The following is a 24,810-nucleotide window of genomic DNA, read 5'->3' as shown; positions in this document are numbered from 1 at the left end:
CCGGAGTCAGCGCTTGGCGGCGCGCGCGGCCGGCTTGGAGGCGCCTGCGGTCTTGCGTGCGCCGCCGGCCAGCTGGCCGCCCTTGTAGGGAACGCGGCCCGAGGGCACCACCACCGATGCGGTTTCGACATGGCCTTCCTGGTCGTCGAAGAACATGTGCGCGCCGAAGGCTTGCAGCACCTCAGCTTTCTTTAGGCCGCCGAGGAAGAAGGCTTCGTCGACGTTGACGTTCCAGGTGCGCAGCGTGTGGATCACGCGCTGGTGCGCGGGGCTGTTGCGGGCGGTGACGATGGCGATGCGCACCGGGCATTCTTTGGGCGGAAACTGTTTCTGGATTTCGGACAGGGCCAGCAGCAACTTGGCGAAGGGGCCTTCCTTCATGGCCTTCTTGCGATGGCGCTGCTCATGTTTGGCGAATGCCTCCAGCCCTTTCTCAGCGAAGATGCGCTCGGACTCTGCCGAAAACAGCACGGCGTCGCCATCGAAGGCGATGCGGATCTGTTTCTCTGGTGCGTTGTAGTCCACTGGCGCTGTATAGAGTTGTGCCGCCGCTACGCCGGCGTCGATGGCTTCTTGCACGTCGCGCGGGTCACGCGAGAGGAACAGATCAATCTTGAACGGCGTGAGATAGGGCACCGTGGCGTTGCCGCCGGTGAAGGCCGCGCGGCTGATGTCGAGCTTGTGGGCGGCGATGGCGTTGAAGGCGCGCAGGCCGGTGTCGGGCGTGTTGCGCGAGATGATCACTACTTCCACCAAGCGGCGGCCCGGAATCAGATCATTCAGGCTCAACAGCGCCTTCACCAGCGGAAATGCGGTGCCGGGTTCCAGTGCGTCGTTCTCGTGGGCGCGTTGATATTCCGAATAGGCATTCACGCCTTTTTCATCGTAGATGGCATTTTCGGCTTCAAGATCGAACAGGGCGCGCGAAGAGATTCCGATGACGAGCTTGTCTGAAAGGTCGTAGGGCATGGAGCGGTTCCGGAGCAGGACAAACCGTGATTGTAGAGCGGTAAGCGCTTGGCGGTGACTTTCCTGCAAGGCGTCGGTGCGCCGCATCCTTCTGCAAGGGCGGCAAAGAATGGCGAGAAAACGGCAAAAAAAGGAAAAGACGCCAGTCATTCGAATTTTTAATGTCTGGAGCGAACCGGCGCATATATCTCTTTAACGGCGTTTAATTTCTGTCATTTTCATCCGTATGGCGCTGTTTCTCGGGGTAAAGACAAAAAATCGCGTTGCCGACGCCGGGATAAATTTGTATGATGACCGGATAACCTTACGAAAAACGACGCGAGACACCATGTTTCAGAAGATCCCCGCACAGGCGCTTAGCGACACTGTTGCCAGGCAATTGCTGGACAACATCGATGCCGGCGCTTTCCCCCGCGGCAGCAAGTTGCCCACAGAAGCGGTGCTGGCGCAGGAGTTCGGCGTCAGCCGCACGGTGGTGCGCGAAGCGATTTCCCGCCTGAAGCATGAGGGCGTGGTCGAGCCGCGCCAGGGCAGCGGCGTTTTCGTGACGGAGCAGGCGGGCATCAAGCCGCTGCGCATTGACTATGCTGAAGTAAGTTCGCCCGACGCGGTGCTGCAGATCGTCGAGCTGCGCCGCGCCATCGAGGCGGAGGTCGCGGCCCAGGCGGCCAAGCGGCGCACCGATGAGGATATCGAGGCGATCGAGACGGCGCTGGCGCGCATCGGCCATGACGTGGCTGAAGGCGGCGACGGCGTGGAGGCCGACGTGGCCTTCCACCGCGCGCTGGCGCAGGCCACGCGCAATCCTTACTTCATCAAGACGCTGGAGTTCCTCTCGCAGTACCTGGAGGCGGCCACGGCGGTCACGCGCGGCAACGAAGCCCGCTATGAGGATTTCTCGCGCCAGGTGCGCGAAGAGCACGAAGCCATCGTCGAGGCGATCCGCGCCGGCGACGAAATGGCGGCGCGCAACGCGGCGCAGACGCACATGTTCAATGCGGCGCGCCGGCTGAGCCAGGGCCAGAGCTAGGCCCGGCAGGCAAGGATTTTCGAACAGGCGACGCCGGCCACGAGCCGGCGTCACATCATCAACCGGCGTAGCGGTCTGCATCACGACAATTGCAGCGGCGCCATTACTTCTGTCAGTGGAGACAACAATGTCCAAGAATGTGGGTGTGATCGGTTTGGGCGCGATGGGCTTCGGCGTCGCGAGTTCGCTGCTGCGTGCCGGCTTCAATGTGCACGCCTGTGACGTGCGCCAGGAAGTGCTGGACAAGTTCGCCGCCGCCGGCGGCGTGCCCTGCGCCAATCCGGCCGAGCTGGCCAAGGCCGTGGACGTGGTGATCACCCTGGTGGTCAACGCCGCCCAGACCGAAGCCGTGCTGTTCGGCGAGAACGGCGTGGTGTCGACCCTGAAGCCGGGCAGCGTGGTCATCTCCAGCGCCACCGTGGCGCCGGATTTCGCCATTGAACTGGGCAAGCGCCTGGGCGAGAAGGGCCTGCTGCTGCTGGACGCGCCGGTCTCCGGCGGCGCCGCGCGCGCGGCCTCGGGCGAGATGACCATGATGACCTCCGGTCCCGACGAGGTCTACGCCAAGATCGAAGACGTGCTGGCCGGCATGGCCGGCAAGGTCTACCGCCTGGGCAACGCGCACGGCATCGGCTCCAAGGTCAAGATCATCAACCAGCTGCTGGCCGGCGTGCACATCGCCGCCTCCGCCGAAGCGATGGCACTGGGCCTGCGCGAAGGCGTGAACCCGGACGCGCTGTACGACGTCATCACCCACAGCGCCGGCAACTCCTGGATGTTCGAGAACCGCGTGCCGCACATCCTCAACGGCGACTACACCCCGCTGTCGGCCGTCGACATCTTCGTCAAGGACCTGGGCCTGGTGCTCGATACCGCCCGCCGCAGCAAATTCCCGCTGCCGCTGTCGGCCGCCGCCCACCAGATGTTCATGATGGCCTCCACCGCCGGCCACGGCGGCGAGGACGACTCGGCCGTGATCAAGATCTTCCCGGGCATCGAGCTGCCCGCCGCCAAGGCCAAGTAAGCAGCGTCCCGCACCGAACAGATTTCCGGAGTACACCATGTCCCAAGCCAAACCTCTCCTGGGTTGCATCGCCGACGACTTCACCGGCGCCACCGACCTGGCCAACATGCTGGTGCGCGGCGGTATGCGCACCGTCCAGACCATCGGCGTGCCGGCCGAAATGCCGGCCGTGGCCGCCGACGCGCTGGTGATCGCGCTCAAGTCGCGCACCATTCCCGCCGCGGAAGCCATCGAGCAATCGCTGGCCGCGCTGCGCTGGCTGCAACAACAGGGCTGCACGCAGTTCTTCTTCAAGTACTGCTCCACCTTCGACTCCACCGACGCCGGCAACATCGGCCAGGTGACCGACGCGCTGCTGAACGAACTGGGCGCGGACTTCACCATCGCCTGCCCGGCCTTCCCGGAAAACGGCCGCACCATTTACCGCGGCTACCTGTTCGTGGCCGACGCACTGTTGAACGAATCGGGCATGGAAAACCATCCGCTGACCCCGATGACCGACGCCAACCTGGTGCGCGTGCTGCAGCGCCAGACCGAGTCCAAGGTCGGCCTGGTGCGCTACGACGCCGTGGCCAAGGGCGCGTCTGCCGTGCAGGAGCGCTTCACCGCGCTGCGCGCCGACGGCGTGAAGATGGCGATCGCCGACGCGGTCTCCGACAAGGACCTGTTCACGCTGGGCGAAGCCTGCGCTGAACTCAAGCTCATCACCGGCGGCTCCGGCGTGGCCCTGGGCCTGCCCGAGAACTTCCGCCGCGCGGGCCTGCTGCACGCGGTCGGCGAAGCGGCGCAGCTGCCCAAGGTCGACGGCCTGTCGGTCGTGCTGGCCGGCAGCGCCTCCAAGGCCACCAACGCGCAGGTCGCCGAATGGAAAGCGACCCGCCCGTCCTTCCGCATCGACCCGCTGGCGCTGGCGCGCGGCGAGGACGTGGTCGGCCAGGCGCTGGCCTTCGCCGACGAGCGCATCAAGAATGAACCCGTGCTGATCTACGCCACCGCCACCCCCGACGAAGTCAAGGCGGTGCAGAAGGAATTGGGCGTGGCCAAGGCCGGCCACATCGTCGAACAGGCGCTGGCATCCATCGCCTCCGGCCTGAAGCAGCGCGGCGTGCGCCAGTTCGTGGTGGCCGGCGGCGAGACCTCGGGCGCGGTGGTGCAGGCGCTGGACGTGCGCGCGCTGCGCATCGGCCCGCAGATCGATCCGGGCGTGCCGGCCACCGCCACGCTGGACGAGCAGCCGATCGCCCTGGCCCTGAAGTCGGGCAACTTCGGCACTGTCGATTTCTTCGAAAAGGCGCTGCGCGCGCTGGCGGGGAAGGCGGCATGAGCGTCGAAGCCAAACTGCGCGAAGAGATCTGCCGCATCGGCGCCTCGCTGTACCAGCGCGGCTACACCGTCGGCTCGGCCGGCAACATCAGCGCGCGTCTCGACGACGGCTGGCTGATCACGCCGACCGACGCCTGCCTGGGCTTCCTGGATCCGGCTGCGATCTCCAAGGTCGACGCCGGCGGCAACTGGGTGTCGGGCGACAAGCCCTCCAAGACCCTGGTGCTGCACCGCGCCGTCTACGACAACAACCCCGAGATGCACGCCGTGGTGCACACCCATTCCACCCACCTGGTCAGCCTGACCATCAACGGCGTGTGGAAGGAAGAGGACGTGCTGCCGCCGATTACGCCGTACTACGTGATGAAGGTCGGCCACATTCCGCTGATCAAGTACGCCCGCCCCGGCGCACCGGAAGTCGCCGAACAGGTGGCGAAGATCGCCACCAAGGTGCGCGGCGTGTTGCTGGAGCGGCTGGGCCCGGTGGTGTGGGAAAGCTCGGTGTCCAAGGCCGCCTTCGCGCTGGAAGAGCTGGAAGAGACCGCCAAGCTGTGGCATCTCGCCGGCGCCCGCGCCACCGGCCTGGAAGAACCCGCGCTGCAGGACCTGCGCGATACGTTCAAGGCGCGCTGGTAGCGCGCATGTAACAGCAGCGCACAGGCAGCACACACAGGCAGCACGCCGCCGGGGCGCATCCGGAGCAGTTTCGCAACAAGCAACAACGCCCGCATGGCAGCCACGCGCTTTTTGCCATGCGCCCGACGTCCGCCTTACAGGGCTTGCCCTGCGACGGCGGCGCAGGGAGCCAGAGCCGGCCCAAGACCGGACGATCAATTTTGACCAGCAGTCGTTTGCCCGCCCCATGCACCCGGATCCGTCCGCGGCGCGCGCCAGCCGATAACCGCCTGTCCATATTGAATCCATAAATTGCCCGCTTACCCGCGGGCGCCAAGCAACCAGCGGCCGCCTGCCGGCGGCCGATACTTCTTAGGGAGATGAAAGCAGCATGACCACCGCAACCAACGCCGGCGTCGCATCCGGCTCCAACGATCAGGCCAAGGACGGCCTGTACAAAAAAGTGTTCTGGCGCATCATGCCGTTCCTGATGCTGTGCTACGTGATCGCCTACCTCGATCGCGTCAACGTCGGCTTCGCCAAGCTGCAGATGTCGGTCGACCTCGGCTTCTCGGAAACCGTGTTCGGCCTGGGCGCCGGCCTGTTCTTCATCGGTTACTTCCTGTTCGAGGTGCCGTCCAACATCCTGATGCACAAGGTCGGCGCGCGCGTCTGGATCGCCCGCATCATGATCACCTGGGGCCTCCTGTCGGCCGTCTTCATGTTCGTCGAGACGCCGACCCAGTTCTACGTCCTGCGCTTCCTGCTGGGCCTGGCTGAAGCCGGCTTCTATCCCGGCATCATCATGTACCTGACCTACTGGTTCCCCTCGCATCGCCGCGCCAAGGTGATCGCGGTGTTCATGTCGGGCATTCCGGTGGCCGGCATCCTGGGCAACCCGCTGTCGGGCTGGATCATGGACGCCTTCCACGGCAGCAGCGGCATGGAAGGCTGGCAGTGGATGTTCCTGATCGAAGCGATCCCGGCCGTGCTGATCGGCCTGGCCACGCTGTTCTACCTGGACAACGACGTCAAGAGCGCCAAGTGGCTGTCGGACGACGAAAAGAAGGTCCTGCAGGCTGACATCGACGGCGACCAGAAGGGCAAGGAAAGCGCCCACGGCTTCGGCGCCATCGTCAAGGATGGCCGCGTGTGGCTGATGTGCCTGATCTACTTCGCCTTCGTCATGGGCCAGTACGGCCTGACGCTGTGGATGCCGACCCTGGTCAAGGCGACCGGCGTGGTGGGTAACCTGCAGATCGGCCTGCTGTCGGCGATTCCGTTTGGCTGCGCCATCGTCGCCATGAACCTGATCGGCCGCAGCGCCGACCGCATGCGCGAGCGCCGCTGGCACCTGGTGGTGCCGGCCCTGATGGGTTGCGTGGGCTTCATCGGCGCCGCCGTGTTCGCCGACAACACCGCGATCTCGATCGCCTCGCTGTCGCTGGCCGCCGCCGGCGTGCTGACCTGCGCGCCGCTGTTCTGGTCGCTGCCGACTTCGTTCCTGTCGGGCGCCGCAGCCGCCGTGGGTATTGCCGCCATCAACTCGGTGGGCAACCTGGCCGGCTTCGTCAGCCCCTACCTGATCGGTTACTTCAAGGACCTGACCAAGAGCAACGCCACCGGCATGTACATGCTGGCCGTGATGCTCGTCGTCGGCGCCATCGCAACGCTGGTGACCAAGCCTAGCGTCGTGAACAAGTAAGATGTCGTACCCTGGGCCGGCCGGCGTCATGCCGGTCGGCCCGGAAGCTGTTTGCGGTTTCATCGTGGCGTTCGCCCGATCTTCATGGCGAGACCGCAAACAGGTTCCTGATATTCAACATGCCGGCGGCTGCAAGGCAGCGCCGGCCACCATCAACATTCGAGGAGAACACGATGCTGCGTTTTGCCGCCAACCTGAGCATGATGTATGTGGAGCATGATTTCCTGGACCGTTTCGCCGCTGCGGCGAAGGACGGTTTCCCGGGCGTCGAATTCCTGTTCCCGTACGACTACAAGCCCGAGGAAATCAAGTCCCGCCTGGACGCCAACGGCCTGACCCAGGCGCTGTTCAACGCGCCTCCGGGCGACTGGGCCGCCGGCGAGCGCGGCATCGCCTCGCTGCCCGGCCGCGAGGACGAGTTCAAGCGCAGCATCGACACCGCGCTGCAGTACGCCTCCGTGATCGGCAACAAGACGCTGCACGTGATGGCCGGCCTGATCAAGCCCGAGCAGGATCGCGCCAAACACCGCGCCGTGTATCTGGACAACCTGTCCTACGCCGCGCACCAGGCCGAGTCGGCCGGCATCACCGTGGTCATCGAGCCGATCAACACCCGCAACATCCCCGGCTTCTTCCTGAACCGCCAGGATGATGCCCAGGCCATCTGCGCCGAGATCGGCGCCGAGAACCTGAAGGTGCAGTTCGACATCTACCACTGCCAGATCGTCGAGGGCGACGTCGCCGTCAAGCTCAAGCGCGACATGGCCGGCATCGGCCACATCCAGGTCGCCGGCGTGCCCGAGCGCCACGAGCCGGACATGGGCGAGCTGAACTATCCCTACCTGTTGAAGCTGATCGACACGCTGGGCTACCAGGGCTGGATCGGCTGCGAATACAACCCGGCCGGCGCCACCTCGGCCGGCCTGGGCTGGCTGAAGGCGCTGGCGGCGCAAGGGCTGACCCAGCTCAAGGCCTGATCTGCCTTGCCACCAATGAAAAACGGAACGCCATGGCGTTCCGTTTTTTTTGTGCGCGTCGTCGGGTTTGCGTTCGTTGCGGGCAGCCGTCGTCCGCGGCGTATCAAAGAGCCGCTTGAGGATGCCTCGGGCGCCGTTTCGTTGCGATCCCGGTCTGGACAGGTCGAACGAAAGACAGGTGTCTGGAAATTGCCGGACCGGCCTGATTCACGCGGAAGGGGGCTTGACCTGCTCCGTCACCGCATTCTTGTAGCGGCAGCGCACGCAGGTGGCGTAGTGCCAGATCGCTGACTCGGAAGGGCGCAAGCCGGACTTCTGGCCGCAACTGCGGCACATGAGATTGCCTTGCTCTGGGATATTCATCGGATGTCCGCCTGTGAGGCGGATGAGTGCGCCAAGAGCTGGATTCTACTTCCTGTGGAGAAAGCGTGCTGGCCTTCCTGCGGGAGGCCGCCGGATAATTTGCACTCGTAAAGACCGCCGGGCCGCCTCAAAACAGGTCAATCTCGCCGCCCACCGGTTTGGTGGACAGCTTGGAGGCGTAGTCGCGCTCGCTATTGATGAGGTCGGAACTGGAGCTCTTGAGCTTCTTCACCAGCACCTTGCCGGTGCGCGGGAAGAAATGCACCTTGCGCGGCCAGATGTCGTTGAGGTCTTCGGCCACCACGCGGATGCCTTCGGCCGAGAGGAAAGTCTTGACGAACTTGGCATTGCGCTCGCCCACGTTCATCGCGTTCATGCCGCGCAGCACGGCGCCGCCGCCGAACACCTTGCATTCCAGATTCTCGCGCTTCGCGCCGGCCTTGAGCACGTCGTTGATCAGCACTTCCATCGCATAGGTGCCGTAGCGCATCGAGGCCGAGACCGGGCTGTCGGCCTCGCCGCCGCCGTCGGGCAGCATGAAATGGTTCATCCCGCCGATGCCGTTGACGCGGTCGCGCAGGCAGGCCGAGACGCAGGAGCCGAGCACGGTCACGATCATCATGTCGTCATGGGTGTAGTAATACTCTCCGGGCAGGATCTTGGCCGTGTCGCAATTGAAGTTGCGGTCGTGGTAGACGTAGGAGGCGAAGTTTTCCGGCTTGAGGGTAATGGTTTGCATGTTCGTTCCTTGAGGCCTGGTGTGTGGTCGGTGCCTGGCGCCAAATCGAGGTCGGCGAGGCTGTCCGGCTGTTGCTGCCTGCGAAGCTGTGATGCGGAGGGATCGTTGTTCCCGATCGCCATGCCGCGATTGTCCGGGAGCGGGCGCCGGGCGACTATCGGGGAATTCCCTACATGGCCCACGGCGTCGCTGGCGGCCCGGAACGGCTTGCCGGGCCGGGCGAAATGAGGGATATCCGCAATCGCCGCCCTTACCGCCGCGTGATAATCTCGCGCCCTCGACTTGACCCCATCCCAGTCCGCTCTGACGGAGACGATTTGTACAGGCATCCCCCAAATGCCGGAGACAGGAATCGGACAGGCAGTTGAATCCGGCAGGCACATCCGCCCGGCTTGATCCCGGCGGCCGTGCGCCGTGGCCTCCAGGGCCACGCCCGGCAGATGTCGCGCCTATGACGATCGCGCGACGCGTGCTTCGCAGGTTCGCCTTGTCTCTCCACGGACGGGCGAGCAGCGGCGCTCGTCAATCCGGCTGTCTGAAATCCCACGTCCACGCAGCCCTATGCAACGGCGACGAAAGCACGCTTTCGCCGCCGCGCAGCCATTTTTCGGCGCGTGCACGGCGGGAGGCTGTTCCCTCTCATCACACATGGATTAGACAATGTTGAAGAAATCCTTCCTGGCCTTGCTGGGGTTTGTATTTGCGCTGGCGCTCACGCCGGCGCCGCAGGCGGCCGAAGTCAAAAAGGTCGACGTGCTGCTCATCGGCGGCGGCATCATGAGCGCCACGCTGGCGGTCTGGCTCAACGAGCTGGAGCCGGGCTGGTCGATGGAAATGGTGGAGCGCCTGGACGGCGTCGCCCAGGAAAGCTCCAACGGCTGGAACAACGCCGGTACCGGCCACTCGGCGCTGGCCGAACTGAACTACACGCCGGAGAACAAGGAAGGCAAGATCGAGATCGCCAAGGCCATCGAGATCAACGAGGCCTTCCAGATCTCGCGCCAGTTCTGGGCCTGGCAGGTGAAGAACGGCGTGCTGAAGAATCCGCGCTCCTTCATCAACTCCACCCCGCACATGAGCTTCATCTGGGGCGACGACAACGTGGCCTACCTGAAGAAGCGCTATGAGGCGCTGCAAGCCAGCCCGCTGTTCGCCGGCATGCAGTATTCGGAAGACCACGAGCAGATCAGAAAGTGGGTGCCGCTGATGATGGAAGGGCGCGACCCCAAGCAGAAGCTGGCCGCCACCTGGACCCCGCTGGGCACCGACGTCAACTTCGGCGAGATCACCCGCCAGTTCGCCGCCTACCTGCAGACTCGCCCAAACTTCGCGCTGAAGCTTTCCAGCGAAGTGCGCGACATTAGCCGTAACGCCGACGGCACCTGGCGCATCGGCTACAAGAACCTGAAGGACGGCAGCAGCACCGAGACCGATGCCAAGTTCGTCTTCATCGGCGCCGGCGGCGGCGCGCTGAAGCTGCTGCAAAAGTCCGGCATTCCGGAAGCGCGCGAGTACGCCGGCTTCCCGGTGGGCGGCTCCTTCCTGGTGACCGACAATCCGGCCGTGGCCGAGCGCCACCTGGCCAAGGCTTATGGCAAGGCCTCGGTGGGCGCACCGCCGATGTCGGTGCCGCACCTGGACACCCGCGTGCTGGACGGCAAGCGCGTGATCCTGTTCGGGCCCTTCGCCACCTTCTCCACCAAGTTCCTGAAGGAAGGTTCGCTGTGGGACCTGTTCTCCACCACCACCACGCATAACGCCTGGCCGATGGTAAAGGTCGGCGTGGCCGAATACCCGCTGGTGGAATACCTGGCCGGCCAGCTGATGCAGTCCGACGACCAGCGTTTCGCGGCGCTGAAGGAATACTTCCCTGAGGCGAAGAGGGAAGACTGGCGCCTGTGGCAGGCCGGCCAGCGCGTGCAGATCATCAAGCGCGACGAGCAGAAGGGCGGCGTGCTGAAGCTGGGCACCGAGATCGTGGCTTCGGCCGACGGCAGCATGGCCGGCCTGCTGGGCGCCTCCCCGGGCGCCTCCACCGCCGCGCCCATCATGCTGACGGTGCTGGAGAAGGTCTTCAAGGCCAAAGTCGCCACGCCCGAGTGGCAGCAGAAGATCCGCCAGATCGTGCCCAGCTACGGCAGCAAGCTCAACGATCATCCGGATCAGGTCGCCAGGGAATGGGCCTATACCAGCGACGTGCTGCAGCTGGCCCCGCCGCCGGCCATCGTGCCCAAGGCCGTTCCGGCCGACGGCGGCAAGGCCAGCATGAGCAAGCCCAAGGCAAACGCCGCGGCGGACATGGCGCTGTGATCGCCGGTTGCCGACGCGCAGAATGTGGATGAAAAAGACGGCCGCCCGGCCGTCTTTTTTTTCGCCCCGCCCAGGGGCGGGGCTGATCCGCGCAGGCCTTTCTGTTAGTCTTCCCACTTCAGGCCGGGAGGGCGCGCCATCCAAGAAAGAGCGCAGCCGGCACGGCATAACAACACATACACGGGGGTGTCAAAAGATGAGGGTATTCGGTGCTAGCGGCGGTGGATCGGGCAAGGGAGCGCGCCATGGGTAATTCGGTCTGGTCGTTCTTCCTGCCGCATCTGGATGGATCGTCATTTGCCGGATTGCAAGTCGTCTTCGGCCTGGTTTTCCTGGTGGCCATCATCGCCATTCCCGTGTCGCTGCGCCGCTCGGCCCATGCCGCCGGCTGGGAGCGCAGGCTGGCCGCGATGGAAAGCGACGGCCGCGGTGATGCCCTCGCCACCCCCGAAGAGATCAGCCAGGCGGTGGCCTCCGCCCCGGAGCGCTGGGCCGATGCCTTGCCCGGCCTGCTGCTGGTGTTCGGCCTCCTGGGCACCTTCATCGGCCTGGGCATCGCGCTTTCGGACGCCGCCGGTCTCCTGAACGGTCGCGCCGAGGCGGTCAGCAGCCTCAATCCCATCATGGATGCGCTGGGTGCCAAGTTCCGGATCGCAAGCTGGGGCATCTTCGCCTTCCTGTTCCTGAAGATCTGGTCCATGGCGTTCGCGTACGAGCAGGCGCGCCTGGCGTGGAGCGCCAAGGCGATCAACGCGCGCGCGGCGCAGGCGGCGCAGCGTGACGCCGCCGAGCGGCTGCAGCTGATCGAGGCGGTGGCCCAGTCCGGCAATGCGCTGCTGGCGCTGCAGCAGGCCGAGGCGCAGCGCAATCATGTGCGCCACGCCGAGCTGCTGGAGGCGCTGAACGGCCTCGCCGGCGGCCGTCGCGTCCAGGGCTGAGGCGCGCCATGAAGCACAAGTCCAGCGAGTGGATCGTCGTCGCCAATCTGATGTCGGGCGTGGTCGCGGTCGTCATCGCGATGTGTGCGGTGGGCCTGGCGCAGACGCGCGTGGCCGGCGCTGCGCTCCCCGGCGAGGCGGCCAAACCGCCAAAAACCGAAGCGCCGGCGCCGGCCGCGGCAAGCGAGACGGTGCAATCCGTCCGGCTGGTCGAGGCGCCACGCGAAGAGGTGGCCTCGATACTGGGTGAAGTGAAGTCCGCGCTGACGCAGTCGGGGGCGGCGCGCTTCGTCAGCGTCGATGCCGACTCCGGCAAGATCACGCTCAAGGAAGGCGCTTTCCGTCGCGGCAGCGCCTGCATCGAGCCCGAGGCGAAGGAGGCCTTCGCCAAGGTCGAGGGCAGGATTGCCGACTACCTGACGCAGTTCCAGAGCGGGCGCATCTATGTCGAAGGCCACACCGACAACAAGCCGGTGAAGGCGCCGGTCACCGACTACCGGGCTTTCTGCACCGTGTACGACGACAACTTCACGCTCTCGGCGGCCCGCGCTCGCGAAGCCCGTTCGCTGCTGATCGGCCGCGCCGGCGGCGAGGCGTCCAGGCGCGTGATCGTGGCCGGCTACGGCGATTCGCAGCCGCTGCCGGGCGTGGATCCCGGGGACGAGCGCAATCGCCGGGTGGAGCTGCGCTTCGTGAACGGGGCCGAGCGCGCCGAGGCGCGCTGAAACACGCTGCAGTGAGGAGTGTTTCTCCGCCCCTCCAATGAAAAACGCCAACCCCCGGGTTGGCGTTTTTTCGTTGCGCGTCGTGCGCGCCTCCGGCGAGTCACTGGCTGGCGCACAGCACCTTCTGCACCACCGCCGCGAAATCGGGCGGCGAGAACTTGGCGATGTAGCCGTCCGCGCCGACGGTCTTGACGTGGTCTTCGTTGGCGCTGCCGGTCAGCGAAGAGTGGATCACCACCGGAATGTGCTTGAGCTTGTCGTGCATCTTGACGCGCCGGGTCAGGGTGAAGCCGTCCATCTCCGGCATCTCCAGGTCGGTCAGTATCAGGGCGACCTTGGAGGAGATGCTGCGTCCTTCCCGTTCGGCTTCCAGCGCCAGCGCCTGCAGCCTGTCCCAGGCTTCGCGCCCGTTCTTCTCCATCACGAAGGGAAGCTTGAGTTCGTTCAGACTGCCTTCGATCAGCGCGCGCGCCACGCGCGAGTCGTCGGCGGCCAGCACCACGGCGCCCGGCTGCAGCTGGATCTGGCCGCCGGCCTTGGCCAGTTCGGCCGGGTTTTCCTTGCTGGGCGAAACCAGTTCCAGGATGTGCTCGACGTCCAGGACCTGGACCAGCGTCTCCTTGCCGTCGCTGGTGTTGAGGCGGGCGATGCTGGTCACCACGTCGCTGGCGGCGCTGGCGTCGGCCGGCAGCACCTGCGTCCAGTCCAGGCGCGCGATGTCTTCCACCGAGCGCACCGCAAAGGCTTGCGTATGGCGCGCGAATTCGGTGATCAGCAGGATGCCCGGCTCGACTGACGGCGTGCAGCCGGCGATCGAAGGCAGGTCGATCACCGGCATGATCTGCCCGCGCACGTTGACCATGCCCATCAGCGGCGGTCGCATGCCCGCCGGCTTGGTGATCTGCAGCGCCGGCACGATCTCGCGCACCTTGAAGACGTTGATGCCGAACAGCTCTCCATCGCCACCCGACGCATCGCCGGCCGGGCTACCCAGGCGGAACAGCAGCAGCTCGAACTTGTTGTTGGCGGTCAGGTTGGTGCGTTCGTCGATCTCTTGCTGGAACGAATCCATGATCTTCCTTGGTTGTAGGCGGTGAGGGCGGGCGGCACGGGCCGGCTGTCGCGGGACGCGTCCTTGCCGGACGGCGGCGATTTTTTTGCGGATGCAGGTAAGGATTCTTGGCCAGGACGGCGGGGGCGGCAATGAGGGTTTTCCTGATGGCGGCCCGGCAACAGGCGCTGAAGTATCCGACCGGCGGGCGCGTGTTGTCGCAAGCGGGGCGGGTGGCCGTCGCGCAATCGTGCGCGCGCAGGTGGAGCTGCTTCTTGACGACGAGCAATGCGCCGGCGGCGCGTGAGTTGATCGATCTTGGGCGATTGATCGACAGGAGCATGGCTGGCGCCATTGCCGGGAATTGGCGGTCCTGAGCCGGTTCTTGCATGGTCCGACGTGTTTTTCGGACCCGGAAATGCAAAACGCCAACCCGAAGGTTGGCGTTTTGTTTTATAACTTGGTGGCCCGGGGCGGAATCGAACCACCGACACAAGGATTTTCAATCCTCTGCTCTACCAACTGAGCTACCAGGCCAAGACGGAGAAGTATAGCAGCGTTTTTAAATTGTGCAAGGGCTTTCTGAAAAATAGTTTCCGGCGCCCGTTTATAATTCGAGTCATGACATCGACATCCAACGCACAACATCATTCCTCTTCGCCGGCAGCGGCCGGCACCGATATCTGCATCGTCGGCAACGGCGCGGTCGGCAAGACCGCGGCGCTGGGGCTGGCGCAGGCCGGCTTCAAGGTGACGCTGCTGGCGCCGCCGGCGCGGCCGGGCGGCGCGGATGAGGCGAGCTGGGACGTGCGCGTCTACGCGCTGAACCATACCGCCCATCGCCTGCTGTCGTCGGTGCGGGTGTGGGAGGCGATGGACGCCGCGCGTATCGCGCCCGTGGACAACATGACGGTGCATGGCGACGGCGCGGCCGACAAGGCCGGCACCGGTTTCCTCAGCTTCGATTCTTATGCGGCGCGCACCAATGCCCTGGCCTGGATCGTCGAAGACCGCAACCTGGACAATGCCCTGAACGCCGCGCTGCGCTTCGCGCCCAACGTGCGCGTGGTACAGGGGCGGGCAAGCGCGCTGTCGGCCTCGCTGGACGCCGCCACGCTGACGCTGGAGTCGGGCGAGAGCATCTCCGCACCGCTGGTGGTGGGCGCCGACGGCGGCCAGTCCTGGGTGCGCGGCCAGTGCGATATCGGACTGGATTACCGCGCCTACGGCCAGAAGGCCATCGTCACCAATTTCAGCTGCGAGAAGCCGCACCTGGGTGTGGCCTATCAATGGTTCAGCCCGACCGAAGGCGTGATCGCGCTGCTGCCGCTGCCGGGCGAGCGCGTCTCGCTGGTGTGGTCGGCGCCGCAGGCGCTGGCCGAGCAATTGCTGCGCCTGCCGCTGTCCGAGCTGGCGGCACGCCTGGCGCAATGGGCCGGGCCGGTGCTGGGCGCGCTGGCGCCGTTGCAGCCGGAGGTGGCCAAGGCCTTCCCGCTGCAACTGATCAAGCCGCACGCGATGATCGCGCAGCGCGTGGCGCTGATCGGCGACGCCGCCCACGTGGTGCACCCGATGGCCGGGCACGGCATGAATTTGGGCTTCGGCGACGTGGCCGCGCTGATCGATACGCTGGTCAATCGGGAGGCGCAATACGATTGCGGCGACAGCCGCGTGCTGCGCCGCTATGCGCGCGCGCGCAAGGAAGAAGTGCTGCTGATGCAGCTGGCCACCGACGGCCTGAACCGCATCTTCTCGACCGAGGCCGAGCCGCTGCGCCTGGTGCGCAATATCGGAATGAACCTGGTCGACCGCCTGCCTGTCTTAAAGCGCCGGCTGATCGCGCATGCACTGGGCAAGTGAGTACGGCCGATTTGAGGTAAGGTAACGCGTTTGGCATTTTTCCGGCGCGTGCGCGCGTTGCGCCATCCCACAACCAATTCCCATGAGGTGACCGTCGAGGCAGTCACGGCGCGGCTTTCAGGCCGGCGCTGCGAACATTGCCCCGGCGTTTGATTTGAATCAGGACAAGCATGAATAAAACTCTGACCGCTGCCGCCGCCCGCAAGCTGCGCCGTTTCAGCATGGCCGCCTTGCTGCTGGCATCGACCGTCATCGGCGTTTCCGCCCACGCGCAGGCCGAGGCTGCCGACAGCACCGAAGCCACCATCAAGAAGCTGATCGAACCGCGCCTGGGCAAGGATGCCAAGGTCGACGCCGTGACCAAGACGCCCTACGCCGGCCTGTACGAAATCCAGATCGACGGCGACGTGATCTACACCGACGCCAAGGCGCAGTACCTCTTCATCGGCCGCGTGGTCGATTCGCAGACCTACCGCGACTTCACCAAGGAAAAGATCGAGGCCCTCAACCAGGTGCCGTTCTCCGGCCTGCCGCTGGACAAGGCGATCAAGACCGTCAAAGGCAACGGCAAGCGCGTGATCGCGATCTTCGAGGATCCCAACTGCATCTACTGCAAGCGCCTGCACAAGACGCTGCAGGAAGTGGACAACATCACCGTCTACACCTTCCAGTACAACATCCTGTCGCCGGACTCCATCGTCAAGTCGCGCAATATCTGGTGCGCGCCCAACCCGAGCCGCGCCTGGAACGACTGGATGCTCAACGGCAAGGAAGCCCCGGCCGCGCAGACCGCCTGCAGCGCGCCGCATGAAGACGTGCTGGCACTGGGCCAGAAGCTGAAGGTGACCGGCACGCCGACCATCTTCTTCACCGACGGCTCGCGCATCCCCGGCGCGGTCGACGCCAAGGGCCTGGAACAGAAGCTGTCCTCGCTGAAGTAAGCCGCATCAACGACAAAGGGGCGCTCCGCATGGCGGGCGCCCCTTGTTCATTGCTTCATTGCCTCATTGCTTGATTCGTACTCTTGTCCTCTTGTCCTGTCTGATGTGACCGACGTGACGCGCAAGAACTCCCCCGCATCGCACGCGGCATCATTTCCCGGTATGCAGCTCCATCATCGCCGCTTCGAACTTGCCCTGGCACAGCAGCGGGATCACGTTCAGGCTCTTGTCCAGCGCCTCGTTGATCAGCGCCTGCTCTTCCTTGCGCGGGCGATGCAGCACGAAGTCCGCCACCGGCTGCTGCAGGCCCAGCGTGCGCGGATGGCCGATGCCCAGGCGCAGGCGCCAGTAATCCTGCGTGCCCAGCGCGGCGGTGATGTCTTTCAGGCCATTGTGGCCGCCGGAGGAGCCGCCTTTCTTGATGCGCGCCACGCCCGGCGCCAGGTCCAGCTCGTCGTGCACCACCAGCACCTCTTCCGGCGCGATCTTGTAGAAGCGCGCCAGCGCGCCCACCGATTGCCCGGAGCGGTTCATGTAGGTCTGCGGCTCCAGCAGCCAGACTTCGCTGCCGGACACCTGGGTCTTCAATGCCAGCGCGTTGAAGCGCGCCTCGCGCGTCAGGCGCACCGGGCCGGCCAGGTTGTCGACCAGCCAGAAGCCGGCGTTGTGCCGGGTTTGTTCATATTCAGGGCCGGGGTTGCCGAGGCCGACGATCAGACGGATGGACATGTTGCAAAAATGGACAGAAGTGCGTCGATAAAACGGCGATTATCCCGAGTTTGTCCCTATCCGTCCAATCGCAGGCGCCTTGTCAAGATTGGCGCATGCGGTTGAATTGCGTATCATCCAACGCTTGTTTTTCTTTACTGTTGACTGGGTTTCACAATGCTGCCTTCTATCGAACAACGACTCGCCCTTGAACTCGTCGCCAAGCCGGTTCAGGTCGCTGCCGCCATCGCCTTGCTGGACGAAGGTGCGACCGTCCCCTTCATCGCCCGCTACCGCAAGGAAGTGACCGGCGGCCTGGACGACATCCAGCTGCGCCTGCTGGAAGAGCGCCTGCGCTACCTGCGCGAGCTGGAGAGCCGCCGCGCCGCGATCATCGCCTCGATCGAAGAACAGGGCAAGATGACGCCCGCGCTGCTGGACGCCATCACCCACGCGGAAGACAAGACCCGCCTGGAAGACCTTTACCTGCCCTACAAGCCCAAGCGCCGCACCAAGGCGCAGATCGCCGCCGAAGCCGGCCTGACCGAGCTGGCCGATGCGCTGCTGGGCGACCCGACGCTGAACCCCGAAGAAGAAGCCGCCAAGTACATCAAGCCGGCCTTCACCACCGACAACGGCGACAATCCGGGCGTGCCCGATACCAAGGCCGCGCTGGACGGCGCGCGCCAGATCCTGATGGAGCGTTTCTCGGAAGACGCCGAGCTGCTGCAGAACCTGCGTGAATACCTGACCGAGCACGGCGTGGTCGAGTCCAAGGTGGTGGACGGCAAGCAGGACGCCGGCGAAAAATTCGCCGACTACTTCGATTACTCCGAAACCATCGGCACCATTCCCTCGCACCGCGCGCTGGCGCTGTTCCGCGGCCGCCGCGAAGAGATGCTCAACGTCGCCCTGCGCCTGGACAGCGAAGAAGAAAAGCCGAAGTGGGACGCGCCGCACAATCCCTGCGAAGGCCGCATCGCCTCGCGTTTCGGCGTGTCCAACAAGAGCCGCGCGGCTGACAAGTGGCTGTCCGACACCGTGCGCTGGGCATGGCGCGTGAAGGTGTTCATGCACCTGGAAACCGAACTGATGACCAAGCTGCGCGAAGAAGCCGAAGCCGAGGCCATCAACGTCTTCGCTCGCAACCTGAAGGACCTGCTGCTGGCCGCGCCCGCCGGCCCGCGCGCCACCATGGGCCTGGACCCGGGGCTGCGCACCGGCGTCAAGGTCGCCATCGTCGACGCCACCGGCAAGGTCGTGGCCACCGACACCATCTACCCGCACCAGCCGCGCAACGACTGGAATGGTTCGCTGCACTCGCTCTCGCAGCTGGCCGAGAAGCACAATGTGTCGCTGATCTCGATCGGCAACGGCACCGCCTCGCGCGAGACCGACAAGCTGGCGCAAGACCTGATCAAGCTGCGCCCCGAACTGAAGCTGACCAAGATCGTGGTGTCGGAAGCCGGCGCCTCGGTGTACTCGGCGTCGGAGTTCGCCTCCAAAGAATTGCCGGAACTGGACGTGTCGCTGCGCGGCGCGGTCTCGATCGCCCGCCGCCTGCAGGATCCGCTGGCCGAGCTGGTGAAGATCGACCCGAAGTCGATCGGCGTCGGCCAGTACCAGCACGACGTGAGCCAGACCCAGCTGGCGCGTTCGCTGGACGCCGTGGTGGAGGACTGCGTGAACGCCGTGGGCGTGGACGTGAACACCGCTTCGGCGCCGCTGCTGGCGCGCGTGTCGGGCCTCAACGCCAGCGTGGCGCAGAGCATCGTGTCGTACCGCGACATGAAGGGCATGTTCGCTTCGCGCGCATCGCTGCGCGAAGTGCCGCGCCTGGGCGAGAAGACCTTTGAACAGGCGGCCGGCTTCCTGCGCGTGATGAACGGCGAGAACCCGCTGGACGCTTCCGCAGTGCACCCGGAATCCTACCCTCTGGTGGAGAAGATCCTGGCCGACATCCAGAAGGACGTGAAGAGCGTGGTCGGCCAGACCTCGCTGTTGAAGGGCCTGTCGCCGGCCAAGTACGCCGACGAGAAGTTCGGCGTGCCCACCGTCACCGACATCCTGAAGGAACTGGACAAGCCGGGCCGCGACCCGCGTCCGGAGTTCACCACCGCGACCTTCAAGGAAGGCGTGGAAGAGATCAAGGACCTGCGCCCGGACATGATCCTCGAAGGCGTGGTGACCAACGTCGCCGCCTTCGGCGCCTTCGTCGACATCGGCGTGCACCAGGACGGCCTGGTACACATCTCGGCACTGTCGAACACCTTCGTCAAGGATCCGCACACCGTGGTCAAGGCCGGCCAGGTGGTCAAGGTCAAGGTGCTGGAAGTGGACGAGAAGCGCAAGCGCATCGCCCTGACCATGCGCCTGAACGACACCGCCCCGGCGCCGGGCGCGCGCAACGAGCAACGCGGCGACCGCAACGATGCCCGTCGCCTGTCGCAGCACCAGAACCAGCGCGGCCGCGAGCAGGCGCCGGCCAACAATGCGATGGCGGCTGCGTTTGCCAAGCTGAAGGGCTGAGGCGGGTTGCCTGGGTGAGAGGGCTGGGACGCACTGCGGTGTCGGCTACCTCCTCGGCGTCATCCTGACGAAAGTCAAGATCCAGTGTCGTTGAGCGTCTGTCGCGGCATGACGAACGCCGCTGGGTTCCCGCTTTCGCAGGAACGACAGGTAGTGAGATGGATAGAACGTACTGCGGTGTCGGCTACCTCTTCGCCGTCATCCTGACGAATGTCGGGATCCAGTGTCGTTGAGCGTCTGTCGAGGCATGACGAACGCCACAGGGTTCCGGCCTTCGCCGGAACGACGGGTGGTGAGACGGCCGGAACGTACTGCGGTGTTGGCTATCTCCCCGGCGTCATCCTGACGAACGTCAGGATCCAGTGTCGTTGAACGTCTGTCGAGGCATGACGAACGCCGCTGGGTTCCCGCTTTCGCAGGAACGACAGGTAGTGAGATGGATAGAACGTACCGCGGTATTGCTCACCTCCTCGCCGTCATCCTGACGAAAGTCAGGATCCAGCGTCGTTGAGCGGCGGTCGCGTCATGGCAAGCGCTGCTGGGTTCCGGCTGACGTCCGGAGCACCGGCAACAATCGCCGCAGCATCAACCTGATCAGGCAATTTCTCTTCCGCACGCCAAAGAAAAACAGGCTGTACCCGCAAGGGCACAGCCTGTTTTTTTATTGCCCGTCGATCAGATGACTCAGGCGCTGGTGCTGATGCGCGTCTGGCTGACCGAGATCGAGACGCTGACGGTCGTTTCGCTGGCCGTCAGCGTGCCGCCGTTGCCATTGCCGGTGTCGGTGCCGCTGTCGCTGCCGTCGCCTTCCTGGTCTTGGCCCTTGAGCTTGGCGAGGAAATCGGCCAGGCCCTTCTGCACCAGGTCGTAGGTCTTGTCGATGTTGCCGGCGATGTCACCGCTGAGCACGCCCAGGCTGTCGAGGATACCGCGCGCTTCCTTGAAGCCCTGGTCGACGCCCTTCATGATCTTCGCCATGTAGTCGTCGGCGTTGGTGGCGTCGTCCTTGTCCGGGTTGTTCTGCTTGTAGAGCTGGAACAGGTTGGTGACGAAGGAGACGATGCGGCCGGCGGTGCCTTCCGGCGAATTGTCCTGCGACATCGCGGTCTGGATGGCGTTGTCGCCCAGTTCGGGACGCAGCACGTCGTTGATGTTCTCGATTGCGCTCTTGTAGACCAGCGACAGCGGGTCGTTCTGCGAATTGAGCGACACCGACAGCGAGGCCTGCAGGATCGACACGTTGAGCTGGGCCTTGGAGCCCGACTCGGTCAGCAGGTTGGCCTTCTGCGCCTCGGCGATCTTGTCGTTGTTGGCGCCTGTCGTCGCCGGCAGGTTCGACGAGTCGGTGGTGGAGGTAGTAGTGGTGCTGGGCAGCAGCGACTTGGTGTCGACGCCGCTGGTGGTGCTGATGGCCATGACGGTCTCCTGAGAAAAGAGGGGATCCGTGAATCAAGAAAGGGGGAGGGGCGGATCCGCTGGAGCGGCAAACACAAGTTGCAGGCAATAAGCCCGACAGCAAGGCGCCGATCCATTCCTTCATAACGGCGGGTGGCGCGCTATCTGAATATTGACAGAAATTTACATCTGCCGGTTTCAGCGGAAATCATGGCGCGCAGCAACCCGTTTCACCGTCGCAACCCGGCGCAATCCCAATGTGGAAAAGGGTTTTCGCGAAGGCGAGACGCACAGTGCAGAGCTGGTGCGAAGCCAAAATATTTTGCGAAAAAAGTGTAACGAAATGTGCGGCGATTGCCCGCGCGCAAATGAATTTGCACAGTTGCAATAAAAAACCACCAGCGATGAGCTGAGGGAAAACGCAGCGTATCGGAACGCTGCGTTCAACCAGGCGCGACGGCGTTGCGGTGCGTCTCGCCCCGGCTTGCCTATTCCATCACGAACAGCCGGCGATGCTCGCGGATGGCATAGCGGTCGGTCATGCCGGCGATGTAGTCGGCGACCTTGCGCGCCTGCTTGTGGAGACGTTGCGACTCGTCGGCGATGTCCCTGACCTGGTAGTCCGGCGGCAGCAGGTTGGGCTGGCCGGCGAAGATGCCGAACATCTCGCCGATGATGCGGCGCGCCTTGGCGGTCATGCGGTTGACCTGGTAATGGCGGTAGAGCTTCTCGCGCAGGAATTTCTTGAGCACTGCCGCCTCGGCCGCCATGGCGTCGGAGAAGGCGATCAGCTGCGGCGCGTTGCGCACATCGTCGATGTCGCGCGGGGCGAGCTCGGTGATACGCGATTGCGAGGTGTGGATGAGGTCGACGATGAGCGCGTTGATCATGCGGCGCACGGTCTCGTGGATCACGCGGCGGCCGGTGATGCCGGGATAGGTCGCTTCCACCTCGCGCAGGTGGCGCGCGAAGAAGTCGACCTCGCTCATCAGCGCCATCGTCAGCAGGCCCGAGCGCAGGCCGTCGTCGATGTCGTGGTTGTTGTAGGCGATCTCGTCGGCCAGGTTGGCCAGCTGCGCCTCCAGCGAGGGTTGCTTCTTCTCGATGAAGCGCACGCCGACGTCGCCCAGCTGGCGCGCGTTGTTCAGCGAGCAGTGCTTGAGGATGCCCTCGCGCGTCTCGAAGGTCAGGTTCAGGCCGTCGAAGGCGCCGTAGTGCTGCTCCAGCTCGTCGACCACGCGCAGGCTTTGCAGGTTGTGCTCGAAGCCGCCGTAGTCCTTCATGCAGTTGTTGAGCTCGTCCTGGCCTGCGTGGCCGAATGGCGTATGGCCGAGGTCGTGGGCCAGCGAGATGGCTTCCACCAGGTCTTCGTTCAACTGCAGGTTGCGCGCGCAGGAGCGGGCGATCTGCGCGACTTCGATGCTGTGGGTGAGGCGGGTGCGGAACAGGTCGCCCTCGTGGTTGACGAAGACCTGGGTCTTGTACTCGAGGCGGCGAAAGGCGGTGGAGTGGACGATGCGGTCGCGGTCGCGCTGGAATTCGCTGCGCGACCCCGGGGGCGTTTCACTGAAGCGCCGGCCCCTGGAGTTTGCCGAGTTGGCGGCGTAGAGGGCGAGATGCGGCGGCGCTTCATGTGTCATGTCACTCTCCGGTATCGGTGCAGGCCGCCAGGGTCTGCATGAGCAACTCCTGCGGCGCGTTGGTAATGAGCGGGGTTCCCAGCGGCCGGATCAGGATGAACTTGATCTGTCCGCCTTCGTTTTTCTTGTCCACTTCCATCAGTTCCAGCCAGCGCTGCTCGCCCAGGTCGGGCGCGGAGACCGGCAGGCCGGCGGCGGCGGTCACCGCGCGGATGCGCTCGCGCGCGGCGGCGTCGATGTAGCCCAGGCGGTGCGACAGGTCGGCCGCCATCACCATGCCGCAGCCGACCGCCTCGCCGTGCAGCCATTGGCCGTAACCCAGGCCATTCTCGATGGCGTGGCCGAAGGTGTGGCCGAAGTTGAGGATGGCGCGCAGGCCGCCCTCGCGCTCGTCCTGGCGCACCACGTCGGCCTTGATTTCGCAGGAGCGCTGGATGGCGTAGGCCAGCGCGGCGTCGTCCTTGGCCACCAGTTGGCCGACGTTGGCTTCGATCCAGTCGAAGAAGGGGGCGTCGATGATGGCGCCGTGCTTGATCACCTCGGCGATGCCGGCGGCCAGCTCGCGCGGGGGCAACGTATGCAGCGTGCCGGTGTCGGCGATCACCGCCTGCGGCTGGTAGAACGCGCCGATCATGTTCTTGCCCAGCGGATGGTTGATGCCGGTCTTGCCGCCCACCGAGGAGTCGACCTGCGACAGCAGCGTGGTCGGCACCTGCACGAAGGGCACGCCGCGCATGTAGGACGCGGCGGCGAAGCCGGTCAGGTCGCCGATCACGCCGCCGCCCAGGGCGACCAGCGTGGTCTTGCGATCGCATTTCTCGGCCAGCAGCACGTCGAAGATCTTCATCAGGCTGGACCAGTTCTTGTGCTCCTCGCCGTCCGGCAGCACGATCTCGGTGACCTGCTTGCCGGCCGCGCGCAGCGCCGAACTGAGCTTTTCCAGATAGAGCGGGCCGACCTTGTCGTTGGTGACGATGGCGGCGCGCTTGCCCTTGACGAACTGCGGCAGCAGCGCCGGGTCGTCCAGCAGGCCGCGGCCGATGATGATGGGATAGCTGCGCTCGCCCAGGTCGACTTCCAGGGTGATCGGGGCGGCGGTGGCGATGGCGGATGGGTTCATGCTGCGGGTGTCTTGGCTGGCGCCGTCGATAGCGGCGGCGTTGTGAATGATGACGGTCGACGATGCGGCGGCAAAGACGGTGTGGCCGTCTTCGCCTGTGACCATCGCCGCGCTGGCGCGTTCGATGATGACCGCGTTTTCTTCGGCGAGGGGGCGTTCGTCGGCTTGCTTGGGCGAGAGCTCCAGGTGGCTGATGATGGTCTGCACCAGGAACTGCACGTTCGGGCGGTTGGTCTCGACCACGAAGTCGGCCACGTCGCGGTACAGCGGTTCGCGCTGGCGCGAGAGTTCTTCCAGCTTGCGGCGCGGGTCGGCCGTCTGCAGCAGCGGGCGGTTCTTGTCGCGCCCGGTGCGCTGGAGGATCTGGTTGATGCTGGCGCGCAGGTAGATGACGGTGCCGCCCTTTTTCAGGTTCTCGCGGTTTTCCGCGCGCAGCACGGCGCCGCCGCCGGTGGCCAGCACGATGTCGGGTTGCGCACTGAGTTCGCGGATGACTTCGGCCTCGCGGCGGCGGAAGCTTTCCTCGCCCTCGATTTCAAAGATCACCGGGATCGATGCGCCGGTGCGCGCTTCGATCTCGTGGTCCGAATCGATGAAGCGCTTGCCAAGCTTTTTGGCCAGCGCGCGGCCTATGGTGGTCTTGCCGGCTCCCATCAGGCCGACAAGGAAGATGCTTCCAGTCATATCAAAGAATTCTGCACTGCAGGCAAATGTTCGTTGGCGCGGCCGGGAGCTTGTCGTTGTTCGCGAGTCCCGGGGCGTCAAGCCGGAAAGCCGCTGCGGTATTGCCCTGCGGCAGCTTTCTGAGCCTAAACGGCGATTTTACCGTCCTTGCCGCTTCGCCGGGG

At 65.0% G+C, this 24,810-nt stretch carries 19 protein-coding genes and 1 tRNA gene; 12 read left to right on the top strand and 8 right to left on the bottom strand.

The features are described from left to right. Positions 1-6: 6 nt before the first annotated feature. On the bottom strand, positions 7-969 hold the full coding sequence (locus tag CEJ42_RS17635; RefSeq protein ID WP_088751986.1) for a 5'-nucleotidase: 963 nt from the start codon (positions 967-969) through the stop codon (positions 7-9). Between the two features lie 328 nt (positions 970-1,297). Between CEJ42_RS17635 and CEJ42_RS17630 the strand changes: the two genes are divergently transcribed. The 6 genes from CEJ42_RS17630 to otnI all read left to right on the top strand — a co-directional run bounded on the left by CEJ42_RS17630 (position 1,298) and on the right by otnI (position 7,643). After that, positions 1,298-1,999 (top strand): FadR/GntR family transcriptional regulator, encoded by a 702-nt coding sequence (locus tag CEJ42_RS17630; protein WP_079218021.1) that lies wholly within the window; start codon positions 1,298-1,300, stop codon positions 1,997-1,999. 127 nt (positions 2,000-2,126) lie between these two features. Continuing rightward, the gene (gene ltnD, locus CEJ42_RS17625; RefSeq protein WP_079218022.1) at positions 2,127-3,023 is read left to right on the top strand and encodes an L-threonate dehydrogenase; all 897 of its coding nucleotides are present in this window, start codon (positions 2,127-2,129) and stop codon (positions 3,021-3,023) included. A gap of 37 nt (positions 3,024-3,060) precedes the next feature. After that, on the top strand, positions 3,061-4,347 hold the full coding sequence (gene otnK / locus CEJ42_RS17620) for a 3-oxo-tetronate kinase (protein ID WP_088751985.1): 1,287 nt from the start codon (positions 3,061-3,063) through the stop codon (positions 4,345-4,347). Beyond that, positions 4,344-4,982, top strand: a complete 639-nt coding sequence (gene otnC, locus CEJ42_RS17615) for a 3-oxo-tetronate 4-phosphate decarboxylase (RefSeq protein ID WP_079218024.1) — start codon at positions 4,344-4,346, stop codon at positions 4,980-4,982. The genes otnK and otnC overlap by 4 nt, the downstream gene beginning before the upstream one ends. Positions 4,983-5,352: 370 nt before the next feature. Further along, the gene (locus CEJ42_RS17610) at positions 5,353-6,666 is read left to right on the top strand and encodes an MFS transporter (RefSeq protein WP_079218025.1); all 1,314 of its coding nucleotides are present in this window, start codon (positions 5,353-5,355) and stop codon (positions 6,664-6,666) included. A 173-nt stretch (positions 6,667-6,839) separates the two neighbouring features. Next, positions 6,840-7,643 (top strand): 2-oxo-tetronate isomerase, encoded by an 804-nt coding sequence (gene otnI / locus CEJ42_RS17605; RefSeq protein WP_088751984.1) that lies wholly within the window; start codon positions 6,840-6,842, stop codon positions 7,641-7,643. Between the two features lie 490 nt (positions 7,644-8,133). Here otnI and cheD read toward each other — a convergent pair whose 3' ends face one another. Then, entirely contained in the window at positions 8,134-8,745 is a 612-nt protein-coding gene (gene cheD / locus CEJ42_RS17600; RefSeq protein WP_079218027.1) for a chemoreceptor glutamine deamidase CheD, read from the bottom strand. Between the two features lie 660 nt (positions 8,746-9,405). Between cheD and mqo the strand changes: the two genes are divergently transcribed. The 3 genes from mqo to CEJ42_RS17585 all read left to right on the top strand — a co-directional run bounded on the left by mqo (position 9,406) and on the right by CEJ42_RS17585 (position 12,718). Next, entirely contained in the window at positions 9,406-11,055 is a 1,650-nt protein-coding gene (mqo, locus tag CEJ42_RS17595) for a malate dehydrogenase (quinone) (RefSeq protein WP_088751983.1), read from the top strand. Between the two features lie 245 nt (positions 11,056-11,300). Continuing rightward, positions 11,301-11,993, top strand: a complete 693-nt coding sequence (locus CEJ42_RS17590; RefSeq protein ID WP_079218029.1) for a hypothetical protein — start codon at positions 11,301-11,303, stop codon at positions 11,991-11,993. Positions 11,994-12,001: 8 nt separating this feature from the next. Continuing rightward, complete coding sequence (locus CEJ42_RS17585; protein WP_079218030.1) at positions 12,002-12,718, top strand: OmpA/MotB family protein; 717 nt, start codon at positions 12,002-12,004, stop codon at positions 12,716-12,718. Positions 12,719-12,818: 100 nt separating this feature from the next. Here CEJ42_RS17585 and CEJ42_RS17580 read toward each other — a convergent pair whose 3' ends face one another. Both CEJ42_RS17580 and CEJ42_RS17570 read right to left on the bottom strand, forming a co-directional pair. Then, positions 12,819-13,790, bottom strand: coding sequence for a chemotaxis protein (locus CEJ42_RS17580; RefSeq protein WP_079218031.1), 972 nt, complete (start codon positions 13,788-13,790; stop codon positions 12,819-12,821). 440 nt (positions 13,791-14,230) lie between these two features. Further along, positions 14,231-14,306, bottom strand: a tRNA-Phe gene (locus CEJ42_RS17570). A gap of 84 nt (positions 14,307-14,390) precedes the next feature. Between CEJ42_RS17570 and CEJ42_RS17565 the strand changes: the two genes are divergently transcribed. Together CEJ42_RS17565 and CEJ42_RS17560 are read left to right on the top strand one after the other, a co-directional pair. Beyond that, complete coding sequence (locus CEJ42_RS17565; protein WP_088751981.1) at positions 14,391-15,629, top strand: UbiH/UbiF family hydroxylase; 1,239 nt, start codon at positions 14,391-14,393, stop codon at positions 15,627-15,629. A 170-nt stretch (positions 15,630-15,799) separates the two neighbouring features. After that, on the top strand, positions 15,800-16,570 hold the full coding sequence (locus CEJ42_RS17560; RefSeq protein ID WP_079218033.1) for a DsbC family protein: 771 nt from the start codon (positions 15,800-15,802) through the stop codon (positions 16,568-16,570). Positions 16,571-16,720: 150 nt separating this feature from the next. On the opposite strand, the gene pth is transcribed toward CEJ42_RS17560, so the two are convergent. After that, on the bottom strand, positions 16,721-17,299 hold the full coding sequence (gene pth, locus CEJ42_RS17555; protein WP_079218034.1) for an aminoacyl-tRNA hydrolase: 579 nt from the start codon (positions 17,297-17,299) through the stop codon (positions 16,721-16,723). Positions 17,300-17,455: 156 nt separating this feature from the next. On the opposite strand from pth, the gene CEJ42_RS17550 reads away from it, so the two are divergent. Beyond that, a complete protein-coding gene (locus CEJ42_RS17550) occupies positions 17,456-19,807 on the top strand; it encodes a Tex family protein (RefSeq protein ID WP_079218035.1) in 2,352 nt (783 codons plus the stop codon). Positions 19,808-20,491: 684 nt separating this feature from the next. On the opposite strand, the gene CEJ42_RS17545 is transcribed toward CEJ42_RS17550, so the two are convergent. From CEJ42_RS17545 to aroKB, 3 genes are all read right to left on the bottom strand, one after another. After that, the gene (locus CEJ42_RS17545; protein WP_088751980.1) at positions 20,492-21,223 is read right to left on the bottom strand and encodes a DUF5610 domain-containing protein; all 732 of its coding nucleotides are present in this window, start codon (positions 21,221-21,223) and stop codon (positions 20,492-20,494) included. A 467-nt stretch (positions 21,224-21,690) separates the two neighbouring features. Further along, on the bottom strand, positions 21,691-22,842 hold the full coding sequence (locus tag CEJ42_RS17540) for a deoxyguanosinetriphosphate triphosphohydrolase (protein WP_088751979.1): 1,152 nt from the start codon (positions 22,840-22,842) through the stop codon (positions 21,691-21,693). Between the two features lies 1 nt (position 22,843). Then, a complete protein-coding gene (gene aroKB, locus CEJ42_RS17535) occupies positions 22,844-24,646 on the bottom strand; it encodes a bifunctional shikimate kinase/3-dehydroquinate synthase AroKB (protein WP_088751978.1) in 1,803 nt (600 codons plus the stop codon). Positions 24,647-24,810 lie beyond the last annotated feature (164 nt).

Source organism: Herbaspirillum robiniae, assembly GCF_002213415.1.
Classification (GTDB): Bacteria; Pseudomonadota; Gammaproteobacteria; order Burkholderiales; family Burkholderiaceae_D; genus Herbaspirillum; species Herbaspirillum robiniae.
This window is presented reverse-complemented; position numbering and strand designations above follow the sequence as displayed.